Origin of the sequence: Spirosoma sp. KUDC1026, assembly GCF_013375035.1 — a bacterium.
GTDB lineage: Bacteria > Bacteroidota > Bacteroidia > Cytophagales > Spirosomataceae > Spirosoma.
The window spans coordinates 450,001-468,342 of the sequence record NZ_CP056032.1 but is presented as its reverse complement, the minus strand read 5'-3'; the positions used below and the strand labels follow the sequence as shown (position 1 = coordinate 468,342).

17 protein-coding genes (1 of these 17 only partly in view) are annotated in these 18,342 nt (G+C 51.0%); 7 read left to right on the top strand and 10 right to left on the bottom strand.

All coding sequences use genetic code 11. The features are described 5' to 3' along the window. Nucleotides 1-10: 10 nt before the first annotated feature. A complete protein-coding gene (locus HU175_RS01945) occupies nt 11-892 on the bottom strand; it encodes a fructosamine kinase family protein (protein WP_176564986.1) in 882 nt (293 codons plus the stop codon). Between the two features lie 107 nt (nt 893-999). On the opposite strand from HU175_RS01945, the gene HU175_RS01940 reads away from it, so the two are divergent. Then, the gene (locus tag HU175_RS01940; RefSeq protein WP_176564985.1) at nt 1,000-2,193 is read left to right on the top strand and encodes an anhydro-N-acetylmuramic acid kinase; all 1,194 of its coding nucleotides are present in this window, start codon (nt 1,000-1,002) and stop codon (nt 2,191-2,193) included. Here HU175_RS01940 and mog read toward each other — a convergent pair. Both mog and HU175_RS01930 read right to left on the bottom strand, forming a co-directional pair. Next, nucleotides 2,190-2,717, bottom strand: a complete 528-nt coding sequence (mog, locus tag HU175_RS01935; RefSeq protein WP_176564984.1) for a molybdopterin adenylyltransferase — start codon at nt 2,715-2,717, stop codon at nt 2,190-2,192. The genes HU175_RS01940 and mog overlap by 4 nt on opposite strands. Next, the gene (locus tag HU175_RS01930; protein WP_176564983.1) at nt 2,714-4,534 is read right to left on the bottom strand and encodes a glycogen synthase; all 1,821 of its coding nucleotides are present in this window, start codon (nt 4,532-4,534) and stop codon (nt 2,714-2,716) included. Before HU175_RS01930 ends, mog begins: the two co-directional genes overlap by 4 nt. 415 nt (nt 4,535-4,949) lie before the next feature. Between HU175_RS01930 and purU the strand changes: the two genes are divergently transcribed. Continuing rightward, nucleotides 4,950-5,789: a formyltetrahydrofolate deformylase gene (gene purU / locus HU175_RS01925; RefSeq protein ID WP_176564982.1), complete on the top strand. Its 840-nt coding sequence runs from the start codon at nt 4,950-4,952 to the stop codon at nt 5,787-5,789. On the opposite strand, the gene HU175_RS01920 is transcribed toward purU, so the two are convergent. Continuing rightward, nucleotides 5,763-6,518: a copper homeostasis protein CutC gene (locus tag HU175_RS01920; RefSeq protein WP_176564981.1), complete on the bottom strand. Its 756-nt coding sequence runs from the start codon at nt 6,516-6,518 to the stop codon at nt 5,763-5,765. The two genes, purU and HU175_RS01920, sit on opposite strands and share 27 nt — an antisense overlap. A gap of 251 nt (nt 6,519-6,769) precedes the next feature. Here HU175_RS01920 and HU175_RS01915 point away from each other — a divergent pair, with 251 nt between their 5' ends. Beyond that, nucleotides 6,770-6,991: a DUF2795 domain-containing protein gene (locus tag HU175_RS01915; protein WP_009284883.1), complete on the top strand. Its 222-nt coding sequence runs from the start codon at nt 6,770-6,772 to the stop codon at nt 6,989-6,991. 73 nt (nt 6,992-7,064) lie between these two features. Here HU175_RS01915 and HU175_RS01910 read toward each other — a convergent pair whose 3' ends face one another. After that, a complete protein-coding gene (locus HU175_RS01910) occupies nt 7,065-7,541 on the bottom strand; it encodes a sterol desaturase family protein (RefSeq protein ID WP_176564980.1) in 477 nt (158 codons plus the stop codon). Between the two features lie 173 nt (nt 7,542-7,714). Between HU175_RS01910 and HU175_RS01905 the strand changes: the two genes are divergently transcribed. Beyond that, nucleotides 7,715-8,383 carry a helix-turn-helix domain-containing protein gene (locus tag HU175_RS01905; RefSeq protein ID WP_176569091.1) on the top strand — a complete coding sequence of 223 codons (669 nt, stop codon included), beginning with the start codon at nt 7,715-7,717 and terminating at the stop codon, nt 8,381-8,383. Between the two features lie 26 nt (nt 8,384-8,409). Here HU175_RS01905 and HU175_RS01900 read toward each other — a convergent pair whose 3' ends face one another. Beyond that, nucleotides 8,410-9,435 carry an isoaspartyl peptidase/L-asparaginase family protein gene (locus tag HU175_RS01900; RefSeq protein ID WP_176564979.1) on the bottom strand — a complete coding sequence of 342 codons (1,026 nt, stop codon included), beginning with the start codon at nt 9,433-9,435 and terminating at the stop codon, nt 8,410-8,412. Nucleotides 9,436-9,447: 12 nt separating this feature from the next. Continuing rightward, a complete protein-coding gene (locus tag HU175_RS01895) occupies nt 9,448-9,966 on the bottom strand; it encodes a KdsC family phosphatase (RefSeq protein ID WP_176564978.1) in 519 nt (172 codons plus the stop codon). Nucleotides 9,967-10,013: 47 nt separating this feature from the next. Here HU175_RS01895 and HU175_RS01890 point away from each other — a divergent pair, with 47 nt between their 5' ends. The 3 genes from HU175_RS01890 to HU175_RS01880 all read left to right on the top strand — a co-directional run bounded on the left by HU175_RS01890 (nt 10,014) and on the right by HU175_RS01880 (nt 13,318). Next, entirely contained in the window at nt 10,014-11,390 is a 1,377-nt protein-coding gene (locus HU175_RS01890; protein ID WP_176564977.1) for a methyltransferase RsmF C-terminal domain-like protein, read from the top strand. After that, entirely contained in the window at nt 11,387-12,424 is a 1,038-nt protein-coding gene (locus HU175_RS01885; protein ID WP_176564976.1) for an alpha/beta hydrolase, read from the top strand. The genes HU175_RS01890 and HU175_RS01885 overlap by 4 nt, the downstream gene beginning before the upstream one ends. A gap of 78 nt (nt 12,425-12,502) precedes the next feature. Beyond that, nucleotides 12,503-13,318, top strand: coding sequence for an enoyl-ACP reductase (locus HU175_RS01880; protein WP_176564975.1), 816 nt, complete (start codon nt 12,503-12,505; stop codon nt 13,316-13,318). A gap of 98 nt (nt 13,319-13,416) precedes the next feature. Here the strand turns inward: HU175_RS01880 and HU175_RS01875 are convergent, their stop codons facing one another. The 3 genes from HU175_RS01875 to HU175_RS01865 form a co-directional block, all read right to left on the bottom strand. Then, on the bottom strand, nt 13,417-14,439 hold the full coding sequence (locus HU175_RS01875; RefSeq protein WP_176564974.1) for an alkaline phosphatase D family protein: 1,023 nt from the start codon (nt 14,437-14,439) through the stop codon (nt 13,417-13,419). An 87-nt stretch (nt 14,440-14,526) separates the two neighbouring features. Continuing rightward, nucleotides 14,527-17,616 (bottom strand): AAA family ATPase, encoded by a 3,090-nt coding sequence (locus HU175_RS01870; protein WP_176564973.1) that lies wholly within the window; start codon nt 17,614-17,616, stop codon nt 14,527-14,529. After that, nucleotides 17,613-18,342, bottom strand: partial view of an exonuclease SbcCD subunit D gene (locus HU175_RS01865; protein ID WP_176564972.1) — the 3' portion only. It continues 497 nt past the right edge of the window; only the last 730 of its 1,227 coding nucleotides appear in the window; its start codon lies off the right edge, out of view; its stop codon occupies nt 17,613-17,615. The genes HU175_RS01870 and HU175_RS01865 overlap by 4 nt, the downstream gene beginning before the upstream one ends.

The following is an 18,342-nucleotide window of genomic DNA, read 5'->3' as shown; positions in this document are numbered from 1 at the left end:
ATCTGTCTGATCAGAACTGCTTAAGAATTCGCTCTACGCCACTAACGTAGCCCGACCCAAACAGATTCACGTGAACCAGTAAGGGGTACAAATTGTAAATTGCCACCCGGTCCTCGAAGCCGTCTTCCAGCGGAAAGGCTTCGTGGTAGGCATCATAAAAGCGCTGATCAAACCCGCCAAACAACTTCGTAAACGCCAGATCAGCTTCGCGGAAACCGTAATAAACCGCCGGGTCGATCAGAACGGGCTGCCCCGCTTCTGACACCATGACATTGCCTGACCAGAGGTCGCCGTGCAGTAACGCCGGGCGATCAGCCGGTAACAGGTCGGGCAGTCGCTCGCGAAGCCGGAACAGGGCATCGTATGATTTTTTCGACAAAAGCTCCCGGTATAAGGCCATGCCAGCCTGGGGCAGTAAGCGTTGCTCAAAAAAGAAATCGAACCCGTTCGCCGTCAGTGTATTAGTCTGAGGTAATGAGCCAATGTAATTATCGAAATGCAACCCAAACTTCGGCTGGGTATGCGAATGAATAACGGCTAACGAATGGCCGAGCGCGTCCCAGGAGGCATTTGTCGCCGGGCCAGGATCGATGTATTCCAGAACCAGGTAAGCCTTGTCCATCTCCCGGCCGAAGCCAATAACCTGCGGAATAGATAACGCATCGGTTTGCCGGAGCAGGTCCAGACCCCGGGCCTCCACCTCAAACATATCTGACTGATCGGCGTGGTTCCATTTGATGAAGAAAACACCCTCCGACGAAAATACCTGCGCCGACATATTGATGTCGCCACCCGATAGAAACTGCGCTTCGATAACTTCGACGGACTGCCCTAGCGTCTGGTACAGAATACTTTCAAAAAAGGAAAATTGCTCGTCACCCCAAAAATTCATAATAAACTACGTCGCCGGTTGCTCCACCGTAATACGTAACGCAAAACGAACAGGAACGGGCCAAGACTTGTCAAATTAAGTAGCTTTGTCTAACAATTGGTCGGCGTATGAACCAACAAATTAAAGACCTGTACACGATTGCCGGCAAGGTCGACCGGCGTATTATTGGCCTCATGTCGGGGACGTCGTTGGACGGCCTCGATGTGGCACTCTGCCGGATTACGGGCAGTGGTCTGGCCACGCAGATCAAGCTGGAGCAGTTTCAGACCGTACCGTATGCCGATAGGTTTAAAACAGCTGTTCGGACGATCTTTGCCAAAAAGGAAATTGATTTTGAACAGCTTTGCCTGCTTAATCCGTACATCGGCCGCTTGCACGGGCAGATGATCCTGGACTGCCTGCGCCAGTGGCAGATCGAACCGGCTGATATTGATATCATTGCCAGTCACGGTCAGACCGTTTACCATGCACCCAAAAGCCAGCACCAGCGGGATAAGTTCCCGAATGCAACGCTGCAGATTGGCGACGGCGACCACGTAGCGGTCACAACGGGCATCATAACCCTTAGCGATTTCCGGCAGAAACACGTGGCCTTAGGCGGAGAAGGGGCTCCGTTGGCTGTTTACGGCGATTACTTCGTGTTCTCGAAAGCTGGCGAAAACCGGCTGCTTCTAAACATCGGCGGTATCGGTAACTTCACCTACCTACCCGCCGACCAGGACGCCAGCGCTGTATTTACGACCGATACCGGCCCCGGCAATACGTTGCTTGACGCCTTCGCTCAACGGCTGCTGGGAACGGCTTACGATAAGGATGGGCAACTGGCCAGCCAGGGGACCGTGAACGAGACGGTGCTGGACGCACTGAAACTAAATTACTTCTTTGGCGCGCCCTTTCCAAAGACTACAGGGCCGGAAGTGTTCAACGTAGCGTATGTCGAAACTGTGCTAGAGAAAACGGGGGTGACTCTGACTGATGCTGACTTGATGCGAACGCTCGTCCAGTTCTCGGCCGAGACCATCACGGAGGCCATTCAACGGGTGATACATCCCAATGAGACATACCACGTATACCTGAGTGGGGGAGGGGCGCATAACCCGGTGCTGGTAGCCGCTATTCAACAACTACTTCCCGACTGTCATTTCGGACGTACCAACGATATTGGTGTGAGCGGTGACGCCAAGGAGGCCGTGCTTTTTGCCGTGCTGGCCAATGAAACCCTGGCGGGCAGCACAACCTCCTTTGGCGAGCGGCAGGGCGTTCCTACCGCTTTTATGGGGAAAATCAGTTTTCCACGCTAACTGCTTTTGGGGCGGAAAACCTTCATCACTTGTTCGTTCGTTGTCAGAAACGGGCCGCCGATCAGATCAATACAGTACGGAATCGCCGGGAACACCACCGAGAGGCACTGACCAATGGCGGTCGGTTTGCCGGGCAAGTTCAGGATCAGCGACTGATTGCGGATACCAGCCGTCTGGCGGGACAGGATGGCGGTTGGAACGTATTTCAGGCTTTCCTGCCGCATCAACTCGCCAAAGCCGGGCAGCATCTTCTGGCAGACGGCTTCGGTGGCCTCGGGCGTTACGTCGCGGGGAGCGGGTCCGGTACCGCCGGTCGTGACAACCAGGCAGCAACCTTCGGCATCGGCCAGCTCGATCATCGTAGTTTCGAGCTGGTCCTGCTCATCGGGAATAACCCGGTACACAGGTTCCCATTCGCAACTCAGGTACTCGGTTAACAGACTGACGACGGCCTTACCCGGAATGTCTTCGTAAACACCAGCGCTGGCCCGGTCTGATACGTTGATTATACCAATTCGGATCACGGTTTTTTCCGTTTAAGGGCCAGATCATGTGCCGTATCATAATACGACCGCAGGTTATTCCAGTCAAATACTTCGGCAATGCTCTCTACGCGGTTGCGTTGCGCAATCCGGTCGCGCTGAGCCATTCGAACAAAGCGGAATAGCACGTTTGCGAGCTGATCGGCTGCCTCGTCAAAGTTCTGGGTACGGCGGTTGATCACGTAAATACCCCGGTTTTCGTAATCTCGCATGATCTGCATGATGAAATCACCAAAGCCCGACTGGTCACTCGTTACGGTCGGAATTCCCCGCACGACGCACTCCAAAGGCGTGTAACCCCAGGGTTCGTAATAGCTGGGAAAAACACCGAGGTGGCAACCCCGCACGAACTGACTGTAGTCCAAGCCGAACAGCGGGTTCGTCGAGGCAATAAAATCCGGGTGGTAAACAATTTTAACCCGATCGTATTCATTATTGACCAGGTTGGCCTGCCGGATAAACCGCGTCATGTCGTCTTCCTGAACCAGGTTGTGCGTAACAAACGGCGGCAGGTGTTTTGTTTTCCAGCTTTGTACGGTACGTCGTAAGCGCAGGCGCCAGTACTCATCCACGAAGTTATTCAGGTCGGGCAGTGCATGATCGTACTGATCGGAGGCAGCCGCATGGAATAATCGCTCCCCCACTTGCTTCTCGATGCTTTCGCAGGTTTCCTGAATCTCATCCAGCAGCGCCCGCGAGTGGAGTACGTCGGGATTGATTGACGTATACGGCTGCTTCGTTACCATGAACATAACGACAGTCATATCCATGTTGGCCTCCCGCATCCGGTGATTCAACCGAGCCAGCGCTTCCAGCGTCAGGTCGTAGCCTTTGTTAGAGAATTCAAAGCGGCCCGATGTAAAGAAGTACAGCGTCTTTTCCAGATCAAAGGAGTAATTCTGGAAGAAGTGGCCCATGACGAACTCATGGATCTTGTCTTTGTATTTGACGTGCAGATTCTGAAACTCATGGACGGCTGCAAACCGGGTAATATTAAGACCATTTGGCAGAATCAAATCCGGATTGCGTCCCAGGAAAACTTCACACTCCCGCGCCGTTACGTCACTGACCGTTGTGAATACGTGAGCCTGCTGCGCCGACAGCCGCTCAATCGTAGCCTGCGTGTCGATGCCATAATGAAGAGCCTCGCGCTTCCAGTCAAAAAACGGCAGCTTTCCGTAGAAGCCAGCTTCGTTCTGCGCGAGGTAACGACCCAGCATGGTAGCGTGCGTCGTGAAAACCGTAGCTACCCGGACGTTGTCGCGACGCAGATCGGGCAGGCCGGTGCTGGCCATCCACTCGTGGAAGTGCGCAACAAAATCTACCCGATTGGCGTGATCTTCGGCAAGCAGCGTAATGAAAATGCGAACCAGTTCGCCGAAGGCCAGCGTCTGATTAACAAGATCCTCAACGTTAAGCGTCGATAGCTGAAAATTCTGCCAGAGCTGCGCTTTTACGTAATTCAGATGGTCGGCGTTGACGCTGGCAATGTCAAATAGCACAACGCGGGGCCGTCCCGTCACCAGCCAGTGACCGTATTGAACGTTAAAGCCCATCTCGCGCATCCGCCTGACAGTCTGCCCGATGACGGTAGCGTCTGAGTCGACGATTGGTTCAAATTCGGAGGTGGCCCGCTGCGGGAAATAAGGGCCAATGGCTACGTAGTTGTCATCCCATTTCTCGACCATCGCCGGGACCTTCGAGCGGATGACGGTGTATATGCCACCTACCTGATTACAAACCTCCCAGGCAATTTCTAGCAGTAGCTTCCGCTTTGACGTTGAAAATACCGATTCCAATCTAGTACGTAGTTTTGGTGTTATTGATTTTGATCAATTTTTTATGATCAAAATGATAAATTATGATTCTCAAGTAAAACACATCTCTTGGCACCTTGTTCGTCAGCGGCAAAAACTGGACGTACTTTTTTTATAAAAAAACAGGCCACATTCAGATACCCAGACAGATACGAAGAAAAATGGGAGGTGTTTACTCCAAATAAGAACGGCAACTCACCGAATTCTACTGATTCAGCCAGTATATTCGTTCCGAAACGGAGCAGGGCACCGGCTCAAAGTAAAGTAATAAACGCTATTCGTTCACTACTATTAAAGCGAATTGTTCATCTAAATCGCGCAACGCGATCGCCAAAATAAGGAGGGAGGCATTTTCTGGCCACCAGCCGGTAGCGTACGCCGATTATTCGATAGAGGTATGACTGATATCACTAAGCATATTTTACTAATGGACGGGCCTGACAATAAGGGCTTAATCTACCATGTTACCAACGTACTGTACAGACATGATCTGAATATCATCCATAACGATGAATACGTGAGTCCAGGAGGCCGGTTTTTTATGCGAACCGAATTTGAAGGTACTTTTAACACTGATGCGCTACTGGCCGATCTGAAAACACAGCTTCCGGAAGGTATCACGCTACGCCTGAATCCCAAGAAGAAAAAGAATATTGTTGTGCTGGTTACCAAAGAGCACCATTGTCTGGGTGATCTCCTGATCCGGTACGCCTTCGACGAACTGGATGCCGACGTGCTGGCCGTGATTAGTAATTACAATGTACTGCAACCATTGGTCAGCAAGTTTGGAATTCCATTTCACTACGTATCGCACGAAGGCAAAACCCGCGAGCAGCACGAAGAAGCCATTTTACGTACGCTGGCTATTTACGAACCCGAGTATTTGGTGCTGGCCAAATACATGCGCGTACTAACGCCTGGTTTCGTCAATCACTTCCCCAACCGGATTGTCAACATTCACCATTCATTTCTTCCAGCTTTTGTTGGCGCTAATCCATACCGGCAAGCGTACGAACGCGGGGTAAAGATTATTGGTGCTACGGCACACTTCGTCAATAACGACCTGGACGAGGGACCGATCATCGCGCAGAATGTAAAGGATGTCAACCACCGCCACTCAGCGGCTGATATGGCCGCCGAAGGGAAAGATGTAGAAAAGATCGTATTGTCGCAGGCGCTCAAGCTGGTCTTCAACGATCGGGTATTTATCTCAGGGAATCGGGCCGTCGTTTTGTAAGAAAGCTGTTTGTTCAAGCACCCGGCGAATCTTTTCAGCGTCTGCTTCGTGTCGTTCGTACTCGCCCGGCGTGTTGCTGGCCATCGATACCAGCGGGTGCCGGTGTTCCATGAGGCTTTCGGTACGCTGGCTACCACTCATGTGCAGCGCGTCGACGCCGGTTTGAACAAGCATATAGGCGTTGGTGGCCGATACGCCGGCACCAGCCATGATTTCAATGCGCTTACCAGCCTGCTCGACCAGTTTTTTTAGCAATTCGGCGCCGGCTTCGGCAGTTGGCCGCTGACCGGAGGTAAGGATACGTACCGCTCCTGTACGAATAACGGCTTCCAGCGCTTCGCTGGGGTCGCGTGTCATGTCGAACGCCCTGTGAAACGTAACCGGCAGGGGTTTCGCCAGTTCTACTAACTCTTTGGTGTTTACTTCATCAACGGTGCCGTCGGCATTCAATACGCCCAGCACAATCCCATCGGCGCCTAATGACTTAGCGAGTTCAATATCGGCGCGCATTACCTCCAGTTCCGTTTCAGAATAAAGGAAGTCGCCGCCCCGCGGACGGATCATCACGTAAATAGGAATGGTGACCTGCTGCTCAACCAGTTTGATCAATCCCGCGCTGGGCGTAGTGCCGCCTTCAGCCAGACCACCACAAAGTTCGATGCGGCTGGCACCAGCTTCCTGGGCTGTCAGGCAGGACTGTAAGGAAAAGGAACAAACCTCAAGTGTCATAGCTATGAGAGTAAAGTGTCGGTCGGGCCAACCTATCAAAAATGAACCGTAAAATCTTTTATTTTCGATTGGAAAATCAAAAAAAGTGCTTTATTTAACCAACAGCAAACAAACAGGCGTTCGGTGAGTTATGGCCTAAATCCTATTCACTTTCATTAGTGAACATTTTTAACGAAAAGAGCTTGGATATTAACGCTTTTTTTACTTTTGCACCCTCATTGAAAAAGTAGTCATTAAATACGGAACAAACTATGTACTGGACTCTAGAATTAGCCTCCTATCTGGAAGATGCCCCCTGGCCTGCTACCAAAGACGAACTGATTGATTATTCAATTCGCTCCGGCGCCCCATTAGAAGTAGTAGAAAACCTTCAGGAGCTGGAAGACGACGGACAGCCATATGAGAGCATCGAGGAAATCTGGCCGGACTATCCGACTAAAGATGATTTCTTCTTCAATGAAGATGAATATTAGCCTCCGGCGAATCTCAAACAAAAAGGCGTAACCATTGGGTTACGCCTTTTTGTTTTCTGACTAATTCTAAGCTTTATTCCGTCTCAGAAGCCGCCTGTTTCTGCTTCACCGGGCGATCATACTTCTTCGGGGCATAGAGAAAACCGAAAGCCTCGGCCCCCTCTTTCGTGTGCACTTTGTGATGGACGTAGTGCGCCCGCATGATTCGCTGCATATACCGGCCGCTGGTATCAATTTTCGTTTTCACCCGACGATGGACAATAACATCGTGGAAGATAAAGTAAAAGGCGCCGTAGAGCGTAACACCCGCGCCGATCCAGGCCAGAAACCGTAATTCTTCTATTTCTACTCCCGTTACGATCAGGCTGATAGCAACGGTGGCAAAAACGACCGCAAACAGGTCATTCCACTCAAGAAAACCTTTATGGTGATTATGATGGTCGCGGTGCCAGCTCCATAAAAAGCCATGCATAACGTATTTGTGGGTGAACCAGGCAACCCCTTCCATAAACAGGAAGGTTCCTATAACCAGGGCAACGTTTACCAGCATTTTTGTGTTTATTAGACAATGAAAGTTAAGTCCGCTGTGCACTGATAACGGTTTGTAACGTTGAAAAGTTGGCCGTGCAGGGCTTACTTTCCAAAGCAAAATAGAGATACCAGACGAAGACTTGCAAATTTGTGGAAAAGCCGTATCTTTATCCTAATTCAGTAGTCAACCAGCTGAACCCATCGGTTATGGACTATCAGGCGCTCAAAAACCTGGTGAGACGGGGAGAGGGTAGCAATTTAGAGTTCAAGCTGAAAACAAACCACCCCGAGAAAATCATCAAGGGCGTGGTTGCCTTTGCCAACTCCAACGGCGGCATCATGCTGATTGGTGTTGGTGATGACAAACGTATCGCCGGGCTGAAATATGCCGACGAAGACGAGTATCTGCTCGTCCGGGCGATTCATAAATACTGCTTCCCCCGCATTTCCTACACCATTGATCGGGTACAACTTCCCGACGAGCGGGAAGTACTGGTCATTCGGGTTCCCCCCAGCCTGGACCGCCCCCACTATATTCTGCCCGATCCGGCCGAGCCCGAAACAAAAAAGGTGTATGTCCGCGTTGCCGATAAATCGGTACAGGCCAGCCGCGAAGTGCGCGAAATCCTAAAAGGTAGTCAGGCCGACCGGAATATTCGATTTAGCTACGGCGAGAAAGAACGGAAACTGATGCAGCACCTGGGCGAACATAACAGCATTACGGTCGATCTGTTCGCATCCATTGCCGGTATTTCCCGCAAGATTGCCTCCCGAACACTAGTGCTGCTGGTACTGGCTAACGTGCTGGAAGTACACCCCAGCGATATTGTGGATCAATATACAACGCGGGTCCTGTCCTGATTCATCAGGACAGGACCCGCATCTGTTCAATCTTTGTAGATCAGGACCTCACTGCTGCCGTCGGCTTTGATATAACCCCGGTACATGCCCTCTGAGTTGAACGGCATTGCGAAGTTGCCTTTCCGATCCAGAGCAATGACACCGCCTTCGCCCTTACGTTCGACGAGCTTTTTCATCACTACCTCATCGGCCGCTTTTTTGACGCCGTAGCCTTTGTACTCCATTAGCGCCGAAATGTCGTAACCCACCACCGATCGGATGAAGTATTCGCCGTGGCCGGTAGCTGATACGGCGCAGGTGGCATTGTTAGCGTATGTGCCAGCACCAATAATGGGGGCGTCGCCCACACGACCATACCGTTTGTTTGTCATGCCACCGGTGGACGTAGCAGCCGCCAGATTGCCGAACTTATCCAGCGCAACACAGCCAACGGTGCCAAATTTTTTGCCTTCGATGAAGATTTTGTCGTCGATCAACGCGCCGGTTGTGTCGCCGGAATGATCGAGGGATGTTTTCTCATCTTTCAGAGCTTTCTGTAATGCGTTCCAGCGGGCTTCGGTGTAGAAGTACGACGGATCGACGATTTCCATGCCCTGTTTTTTAGCGAAGGCTTCGGCCCCGGTGCCGATCATCATGACGTGTTCCGATTTTTCCATCACCTTGCGGGCGGTGCTGATCGGGTTTCTGATCGTCGTTACACTGGCAACGGAACCCGCCATCAGGTTTTTACCGTCCATAATGGCCGCGTCCATTTCGTTTTTTCCTTCGTGGGTAAAAACCGCACCCTTTCCGGCATTGAACAGGGGCGAATCTTCCATTACCCGAACCGTAGCCTCCACCGCGTCCAGGCTGGTACCCCCTTTTTTCAAGATAGTATACCCGGTCTGTAGGGCCTGGTTTAGCACCTCGCGGTATGCCTTTTCTTTTTCGGGCGTCATGTTTTTCCGGGTAATGGTGCCCGCTCCGCCATGAATGACGAGGGTTATGTTGTTCTGGGCGGTTGCCAGGAGGGTTGATGCCAACAGGGAAACAGTCAGGAAGAGGAGTTTCATAATCGGAAAATCTTACAGATTAGTGGCCCATTTATGCTGAGCTTTCATGACGTGTTCAATCACGTCGCGAACGGCACCGTGGCCGCCCGGTTTTGGCGAAATATATGCGCAGATGGCTTTTACTTCATCAGCCGCGTCGGCGGGGCAGGTGGCTAATACGTCCGGGCGGTTGAGAATTGGGTGGTCAGGCAGATCGTCGCCCATGTAGAGAATTTCAGATTCATTCAGCTTGTCTCGTGTTACGTAACCCAGAAAGGCATCCAGCTTGTGGCCGGGAGGGCCACCCATGAAAATATCCTTCACGTTCATTACCCCCAGCCAACGACGCACGCCATCGGCGTTGGCCGACGAGACAATTCCTACGCGGAAACCGGCTTCAATAGCCTGCTCAACCGCATACGTATCTTTGATATCAAATACCCGGTAACATTCGCCGGAAGCCAGCAGATGAACCTGTCCGTCGGTGAAAACACCGTCGACGTCGAATACAAATGTTTTGATTTGGGCAAAGCGTCCCTGCAGATCAGTCATGGTACAAGTTTAGCGAAAACCGCCCGACTGTTCCGTATTTTTGTTCAATGAATACACATTCCCTTCCCCCGGCGTTTCAGGAGCAGATGCAACAACAACTCGGGCCTGATTTCCCGGCTTTCGAACAGGCTCTGGAGCAGGCGCCCCCCGTCAGTATCCGCGTGAATCCCAGGAAGAATAAGTTTGATACGTCCGGTCTGGCACCGGTGCCCTGGTGTGCCGAGGGGTTTTATTTGCCCGAACGCCCAAATTTTACGCTGGACCCTTTGTTTCAGGCTGGTAACTACTACGTCCAGGAAGCATCGTCCATGCTGCTGAGCGAAGCGATTCGGCAAACCGTCAATCTTAATCGACCGCTGCGGGTGCTGGATCTGTGTGCGGCACCGGGCGGAAAAAGTACCTTGCTGGCATCGCTGCTGTCGCCGGACAGCCTGCTGATCTGCAATGAGGTGATTAAAAGCCGGGTATCGGTTTTACGGGAGAATCTGGACAAGTGGGGGTATCCGAATGTAGTTGTCAGCAATCATGACTCGGAAGACATGCCTAATCTGGCGGGTTTTTTCGATGTAGTCGTGGTAGATGCGCCCTGCTCCGGCGAAGGTTTGTTTCGGAAAGACCCCAGCGCAATGGATGAATGGTCGGAAGCCAACGTGCAACTCTGCTCGGGCCGGCAGAAACGAATTCTGGCTGCGGCTGCTCCGCTGCTGGACGAAGGTGGAATTCTTATCTACAGCACTTGTACCTACAACGACGCTGAGAACCGGGAAAATGTACAGTTCCTTACAGAGAACGGTTTTCGTACCCGTCCACTTGACCTACCCGATGAATGGAACGTAGTAGAGAAGGAAACTGACAAAGCGGTTGGGTACCAGTGTTACCCGCACCGGGTTAAGGGTGAAGGCTTTTTTATCAGTGTGTTTAAAAAAACAGCCTTTACGGCAGCGGTCAAACTCGACGCCCGAACGTTTCGGAGCATTCGGGCGCTACGCCCCCGCGAAACTGCAACGGCCGCTAAATGGCTCCAGAATCCGGGTGACTTCTCGTTCTGGGAAAAACCTAATGGCGACGTAATGGCCTTGCCCAAATCGCTGGAAAAGCAATTCCTGTTTCTGGACAGTGCTATACGTAACAAAGGATTTGGATTGGCGATGGGTCAGTTTAAAGGCACTGATTTCATTCCATCGCACGCCCTGGCGCTAAGTACCGCTCTCAACAAAGACCTGCCCGCTGTAGAACTAACCAAAGAAAACGCACTCCGGTATTTTAAGAAAGAAAACCTGGTCTTCGACGAGCCGGTGAAAGGCTGGCTGCTGGCGCAGTACGAAGGGCAGAATCTGGGCTGGGTGAAAGGTGTGGGTAATCGGGTGAACAACTATTTGCCCAAAGACTGGCGTATCCGCATGGATATAAAAGAATACGTATGAAACGGCTGCTATTGATTGTTGGGCTGGTATTGGCCGTACTGGTAATTGGTTATTTGGCAGGACCATCTGCCCATCACGAATTGATAAAAGACGAAGAAATTACGCTTGATCCTGATCTCGTCAGGTTGGAACAGACTATTGCCGAGTCGGAACGGAACGCCAGCCTACGGCCCGACAACGAAGCCCGAATTATCTGGGCTGATAGTACAAAGAAAGTAAAAACGCCCTACAGCTTGGTTTATATCCCCGGTTTTACGGCCAGCTGGGTCGAGGGCGATCCCGTCCACCGGCAATTGGCGAAAGCCTTTGGGTGTAACCTTTATTTAGCGCGTACAGCCGAACATGGTGTTGACTCCCAGGATGCGCTGAAAACTATGACCCCCGCCAGTTATGCGGCCTCTGCCGAAAGGGCGCTGGCTATTGGCAAGGCGCTGGGAGAGAAAGTTATTGTCATTGGTACATCGGCAGGTGGTATGTTGTCGCTGTATCTGGCGGCTCATCATCCCGAAATTTACGGTCTGGTTCTGTACTCTCCCTGCATCGCTACGGCCAATCCGGCCTTGCAGCTAGTCACCAAACCCTGGGGCAAGCAACTCATGGATCAAATTTTCGGGGGAGAACACGTTACCGTGACCTGGCATGCCCCTGAGCGCGCCAAATACTGGTTGCAGACGTATCATACGAACGGTCTGCTAACCTTGCAAACCATGCTCGACGAGTTTATGACGCCCGGTCAGTTTCAGAAAGTAAAACAGCCTGTCTTTCTGGGATACTATTACAAGGACGAAGCTAACCAGGACAAAGTCGTTTCTGTACCAGCCATGCTTGCTATGTACGACCAGCTGGGGACAGCAGTAGATCAGAAGCGGAAAGTTGCTTTTCCTGAAGCCGGGGAGCACGTAATTGCCTCCCATCTTACATCGGGTGACGTGAACGGGGTTTATCAGGCAACAAAGATGTTTATGGAACAGGTACTGACGGTACCACTGCAGACGGACTCCGTAACCGCAAAGGCTATGCTCCCCAAAAAATAATTTAACTTTGCTCCATCATTTGCGGTAATAGCCACGTAACTACTGGCAGACTACCTAACTGACCGAAACTAATTTAAAATGGCATACGGATTATTAACTGGAAAGCACGGCATCATTTCGGGTGCCCTGGACGAAAAATCAATCGCCTGGAAAGTTGCCCTGAAGGCAAAGGAAGAAGGTGCTACGTTTACTCTAACCAACGCTCCAATCGCAATGCGGATGGGCGCCATCAAGGAGCTGGCTCAACACTGCAACGCTGAGATTATCCCGGCTGATGCTACGTCGGTGGAGGATCTTGAAAAGCTGTTCACGCAGTCGACCGAGATTCTGGGTGGAAAAGTTGATTTCGTGCTGCACAGCATCGGTATGAGCCCGAACATCCGGAAAGGGAAGGCGTACAACGACCTGAACTATGACTGGTTCAAACAAAGCCTTGATATATCTGCGCTCTCATTCCATAAAATGATGCAGACGGCCTACAAACTGGATGCGATCAACGAATGGGGCTCGGTTGTAGCGCTGACCTACATGGCGGCTCAACGGACGTTTCCGTTCTATACGGATATGGCCGATGCCAAAGCAGTACTGGAGTCGATCGCTCGGAGTTTTGGGTATCGTTACGGTAAATACCGCAAAGTGCGGGTAAATACGGTGTCGCAGTCGCCAACGCCTACTACGGCTGGTGGAGGTATCGGTGGCTTCGACAAATTTTATGACTACGCCGACAAGATTGCGCCACTGGGCAACGCGTCTGCCGATCAGTGCGCTGACTATGTAGTTACACTTTTCTCTGACCTGACCCGTATGGTGACCATGCAGAACCTGTTCCACGACGGCGGCTTTTCCATGACCGGCGTTTCGGAGGAGATTATGGATATGGTTAACAAGGGATAGGATCTATCTGGAGAAAGGGAAAAAGAAACAAGGAGAAAAGAATTGCCTGTAGAGTGAGCAACCTTTTCCCTGTTCCTTTTTCCCTTTCTTTTTGTTCCCTAAAACCGTATCGCCTGCGTCAGATACGTTTCCCGGTTGTCGCCGTTGATTTGAATGGTGGCCGTCAGCGGCTTCGCGTTCCAGTCGATCGTTACCAGCCCGTAATTTAGTTTGGACACCATCGGTCCTACGCGGTGGCGATTTGCTTCTTCGTGCGGAGCCGATACATGCGTCAGGCCGCTGCTCGTGATGTCATACAGCTCATAACCCAGGCCCGGTACACTCACGCGGGATACCTCCGCCATATGCCGGTCGCCACTGATCAGAAAAGCGCCTTTCGGTTTCGTTTTGCCCAGCAGGTTCAGGAGCCGTTGCCGCTCGGTTGGGAAGTTGGCCCACTTCTCGTAAACATGCTCTTCGGGCAAAACCTGAATACCACTACCGATGATGTGTACGTCGGCATCGGAGTTGGCCAGCTCTTTCTCCAGCCACTGCCACTGCGTTTCGCCCAGAATTTTCCCTGTTGGATCGGCTACATTGGTTTTTCCTTCTTTTTTCAGCGGATCGCGGAAGTAACGAGCATCCAGGAGAATCACTTTGACTCGCTTTCCTTTTGGGCCATACGTATGAGCTGAGTAAGCTCCTTCCCGTTTGCGCAGCGGGCTGTTGGCGGGTTCGTCAAGGAAATCCAGCATTACCTGTTGACTTTCCTGCCGTTTAGGATACTCTTTGCCGCCATCGTTCACGCCGTAGTCATGGTCGTCCCAGATACCAATAATCGACGCCGTTTGTCGTAATTGCTGATAAACCGGATTTGATTTCTGTATAGTGTACTTGGCTCGCAGCGTATCCATATTTTCCGAGTCCCCGTAAATGTTGTCGCCAAGCCAGACCCATACATCCGGTTTCTGGGCGACAATATCGTCCCACAGCGGTTGCGGCAGACTTTGACGGCTACAGGAGCCGAAAGCAATTGTCGTGACGGTTTTTTGGGAATCTAACGTAACTATTGCTGGCTTATCGGTTCGGCATCCGACCAGTGCCAGACAGCTGAGTAAGCCTAGCGTAGTAAAGGTTTTCATGCGATTTTTTGAATTAGCTACCACGTAAAAATAAAGAAGCCGGTCTGATAGTTGACCGGCTTCTTTATTTGTTAACAGGCGTAAATGTCACTCGTCCCAGCTTCGGACAATTCGGCTACCGTTTTCGGTGGCTTCGGCACGAATAAACGTATCGACTTCCTGTTGCAATTCGTCAACGTGCGAAATGATACCTACGACCCGGTTTTCAGAACGTAGCGCTTTCAGAGTTTTAAAGACTGTCTGAAGTGCGTCTTTATCCAACGTACCAAACCCTTCGTCAAGAAAGAACAGATTTTGTTTGGCCTTCGTCAGGTGCTGGATATTATCCGACAGGGCCAGCGCAAGTGACAGGGCCGCCTGAAATGTCTGTCCGCCCGACAGCGTTTTGACGCTACGTATCTCGCCCCCGTTGAGGTAGTCGCGCACCTGAAAACTGTTTTTATCGTCCAGTTCAAGTTTCAGTTGGTTATTGGTCAGTTTGAAAAACCGCTCATTGGCCGACTCGCAGAGGTTCCTGAGATAAACTGACGAAACATAGTTGACGAAACCCTGTGCCCGGAACAGTTCGTCCATTTTTTTTAGATCCTGCCGACGGAGGTCAAGTTCGTCATATCGCTTCTGATGGGCCTGTTTCTGTTCCCACTGCGCTTCGAGCGTTGTCAGGATGATAGTTGACCGTCCATGTTCCTTGTTAAACTCGTCTTTCTGCGCCTGTAATGTTGCCAACTGCTGCTGGATTGTAGTTAACGCAGCCGGATCGAAAGGATGCTCGGCTAGTTCGGCTTCCAGCGTTTCGGCCTGTAGCTGTAAACCGCTACGTTTCTCATTATACTCGTTAATCCGCTGCCGTTCCCGCTGGACATCTAAGGCGGATCGCAGGATCCGATATACCTGCTCCCGATCCAGACTATGATTCGAGAGGTTTTTGTCAATGGTGGCTTCCAGCGTCTGAATTTCCTGCGCAACATCGGTTAATTGGTTGGCGAGTTCCTGAATCTGAACCTGCGTACCCGCCAATTCTTTTTCGGCATCTCCTTTCTTCCTGTCGGCATCCTCAAAGTCGAGCTTGGTCTGGCTATACACCCGATCCAGCGACTCGCGTAGGTCAGCGATCTGAACCAAATCCCATCCGTTTACTTCGTCGAATCGGAAATACGCCAGGGATTCTACCTCTCCTTTCAACTGACCGTTCAAACCCGCGATATCGTTGTCAGCTTCGGTAACTTTTTGGGTCAGCGTAACACAATCTCGTTCGGCTTCTTCAATAAGTTTATCCAACTCCCGCACCGCTTTCTGAGCAGCCTGAAGCTTTTGCTGACTGTCACTTTCCCGCTTAATAGCCTGCGTAACGGCACCTTCCTGATCTTTCGAGAACTCAGGCCAAACGAATGTATTTTCGTGTGCTGTCAGCTGCTGAACAACTTCTCCACGCTCCTGAATCAGACGTTTACCATTGGTTAGTTCGCTACGTAGCTGTGTAGTAAGCTTCGTAATCGTCAGTTGGAGCGTTGTCGTGTCCTCAATGCGTTGCACCACTTTCTGCAACGCTGCCTGACTGCGTTCCACATGGGCATCCTCAGCGTTGCTTTTATGACGGGCCGGATGGTGGGCCGATCCGCAGAGCGGACAAGGCTCTCCGTCGTTTAGCGCGTCGGCATACTTCCGCAGTTCATCCTGAACTAGTATCTGCCGGTGTTTCTGTTCGCGCTCTTCACGGATGGTCTTCAAACGAGAGAGAGCTGCTTCAATCTGGTCTGGCAGCGTTTTGAGCGTTAGCTCGGTCCATTCCTGTGGGAAGCCGGTTAACGCTTCATCTTTACGTTGCTTAATCTGCTCGACGGTCTGATCATATTTTTCCAGGGCGATCTGTAAATCGTCAGCCTGTTTTTTGAGTGGTTTATAGGCCGTAAACCAGTTCTGTACTTTGTATAACCGTTCAAGATTCGACGTTTGGCCAAGAGCGGTATCCAGTATCGCCTGTTGGCTGGCGCGCTCTTCTTTATGACGATCAAGGTAGCTCGTTTGCTTTGTAAGCGTTGCCGTCAGGGAGTCCCGGTTCCGCAACTGCTGATTAATGGACTGCTGCAGCGTTCTGATTTGCTGAACAGTGTCCAGTTCGTCGATCTTCTGTAATAATTCATTACGTGTTTCGTAGGCCTTTTTCGCGGCATCGTACAATCCCTGCAAACCAGCGAGCTGCTTCGTTACGGTGTTGAATTTGTGCGTTGCCGTCTGCTGGGCTTGGGTAAGCGAGTCCTGCCTGCTTTTGAGTTTTTCAAGACTAGCCAGATCGGCCTGAAACAGTAGCAAACAGGTTTCATAAATCGCAATATCACGTTCAAGCTGGTGATACGTGGGTGCCTGTCTGAGAAGCTGGCTAAGTTCCTGTTGAAGTGTCGCTAGGGCTCTGCTCCGATCCCGACTATCGAGCAGTCGCTTTTCGCTGGGAAGGAGTAGCTGAATCTCATCATCTTTCTGCGCCAATGATGCCAAGACACGGGTAATATTGGCTTTGGCCAGGTCAATTACTTCCGGATTCACCGCGTCTAACGGAGCTAATAAGCCACGCAATTCCGAAAGCTGTTCATCGTTTGCTTTGCTCAACTTACCAACCCGGCTCGCTAGATCGTATTGATCAAGCTTGAACAGCCGGTTCATCATCTCTGTCCGCTCCCGGGGACTTAGCTCCAGAAACTCCCGAAACTGGTTTTGAGGAATAATGATTGTCCGCTTAAAATTATCATAATCCAGACCAAGAATTTCCTTCGATAGGAGAGCGATATCTTCCTTTTCATTGCCGATTGGCATCCAGTTGCCCTCCTGCTGAATGAACATCCGACGTTCGCCGGGTCCTACTTCATGGTGCTTTTTGGCATTACGTTTCGCTTCGTACGTGAACTTGTACAGATTCTGCTCGGGTCCAGCCTGAAACTCGAAATCGATAAGCAGATGCTTCGATTTTAGGTTCATCATGTTGTACTGGCGATTGTCCCGGCTATTCAAACGTTCAGTTTCGCCGTACAAGGCAAAGCTGATGGCTTCGAGCAACGATGTTTTGCCGCTTCCTACTTTACCAAAAATTCCAAATACATTAGACTGGATTAATTGCTGAAAATCAATTTCCTGTTTATCCTGGTATGAATAAAGTCCTTGAATCGACAGCTTAATGGGTATCATTCAGATTCGGTTGCTAAAATCTCTTTGAACAGTTGCTGAAGCCGGTCGTTTGGCTCCTGTCCTTTGTTCTTACTCTTAAAATAATCAGTAAACAGCGACTCCATACTCTGGGTCAGATCAATTGTCTGGGTTGTTTCCTGATCGGCAAGCTCAACATCCCGAACATCGGGAATGATAGTTACCAGTGATTGGTGCGCCTGCTGAAGCGCACGACGTTCTTCGCTGGTCAGATACGTCGGCGTTTGCAACGTAATTTCAGCGTAACAGTTCGGATTATCCTTTAACCAGTCAACCGCTTCGGCTACCTGCTTGAAGCGGGGGCGTAATAGCCGTTTACCCGTTTTCAAAGGAATTGGCGTCACCAGCACTGGCTCACTCGGCTCGGCGTCTACCAAGACAACGTATTTCTGCTGGTCAGCTTCGGCAAAACTGTATGCCAGGGGGCTACTACTATAAACAACAGGGCTGAAGCCACCGGTAATTGATTGGTACCGGTGTAAGTGTCCAAGTGCCGTGTACTGCACCTGCGGAGGAATCATATCCGTATAAACCACTGAGGCACCACCGACCTGTAAAATGCTACGTTCATCATCCGATTCTTCGGGTTGTTCACCGCCCCGCTTCATCATGAATAAATGGGCTGTTAGTAAATTAATACCTCTGTCATCCATATACGTATCGGCCAGTGTAACCCAGTGCTGCCGGAGCTGCTCCCGAAGTTCATCG

Excerpts from the sequence above, each read along its gene's own strand:
- HU175_RS01945 (WP_176564986.1), bottom strand. The coding sequence starts at position 892 with ATGAATTTTTGGGGTGACGAGCAATTTTCCTTTTTTGAAAGTATTCTG.
- HU175_RS01940 (WP_176564985.1), top strand. The coding sequence starts at position 1,000 with ATGAACCAACAAATTAAAGACCTGTACACGATTGCCGGCAAGGTCGAC.
- purU (WP_176564982.1), top strand. The coding sequence starts at position 4,950 with ATGACTGATATCACTAAGCATATTTTACTAATGGACGGGCCTGACAAT.
- HU175_RS01920 (WP_176564981.1), bottom strand. The coding sequence starts at position 6,518 with ATGACACTTGAGGTTTGTTCCTTTTCCTTACAGTCCTGCCTGACAGCC.
- HU175_RS01915 (WP_009284883.1), top strand. The coding sequence starts at position 6,770 with ATGTACTGGACTCTAGAATTAGCCTCCTATCTGGAAGATGCCCCCTGG.
- HU175_RS01910 (WP_176564980.1), bottom strand. The coding sequence starts at position 7,541 with ATGCTGGTAAACGTTGCCCTGGTTATAGGAACCTTCCTGTTTATGGAA.
- HU175_RS01900 (WP_176564979.1), bottom strand. The coding sequence starts at position 9,435 with ATGAAACTCCTCTTCCTGACTGTTTCCCTGTTGGCATCAACCCTCCTG.
- HU175_RS01895 (WP_176564978.1), bottom strand. The coding sequence starts at position 9,966 with ATGACTGATCTGCAGGGACGCTTTGCCCAAATCAAAACATTTGTATTC.
- HU175_RS01890 (WP_176564977.1), top strand. The coding sequence starts at position 10,014 with ATGAATACACATTCCCTTCCCCCGGCGTTTCAGGAGCAGATGCAACAA.
- HU175_RS01885 (WP_176564976.1), top strand. The coding sequence starts at position 11,387 with ATGAAACGGCTGCTATTGATTGTTGGGCTGGTATTGGCCGTACTGGTA.
- HU175_RS01880 (WP_176564975.1), top strand. The coding sequence starts at position 12,503 with ATGGCATACGGATTATTAACTGGAAAGCACGGCATCATTTCGGGTGCC.
- HU175_RS01875 (WP_176564974.1), bottom strand. The coding sequence starts at position 14,439 with ATGAAAACCTTTACTACGCTAGGCTTACTCAGCTGTCTGGCACTGGTC.
- HU175_RS01870 (WP_176564973.1), bottom strand. The coding sequence starts at position 17,616 with ATGATACCCATTAAGCTGTCGATTCAAGGACTTTATTCATACCAGGAT.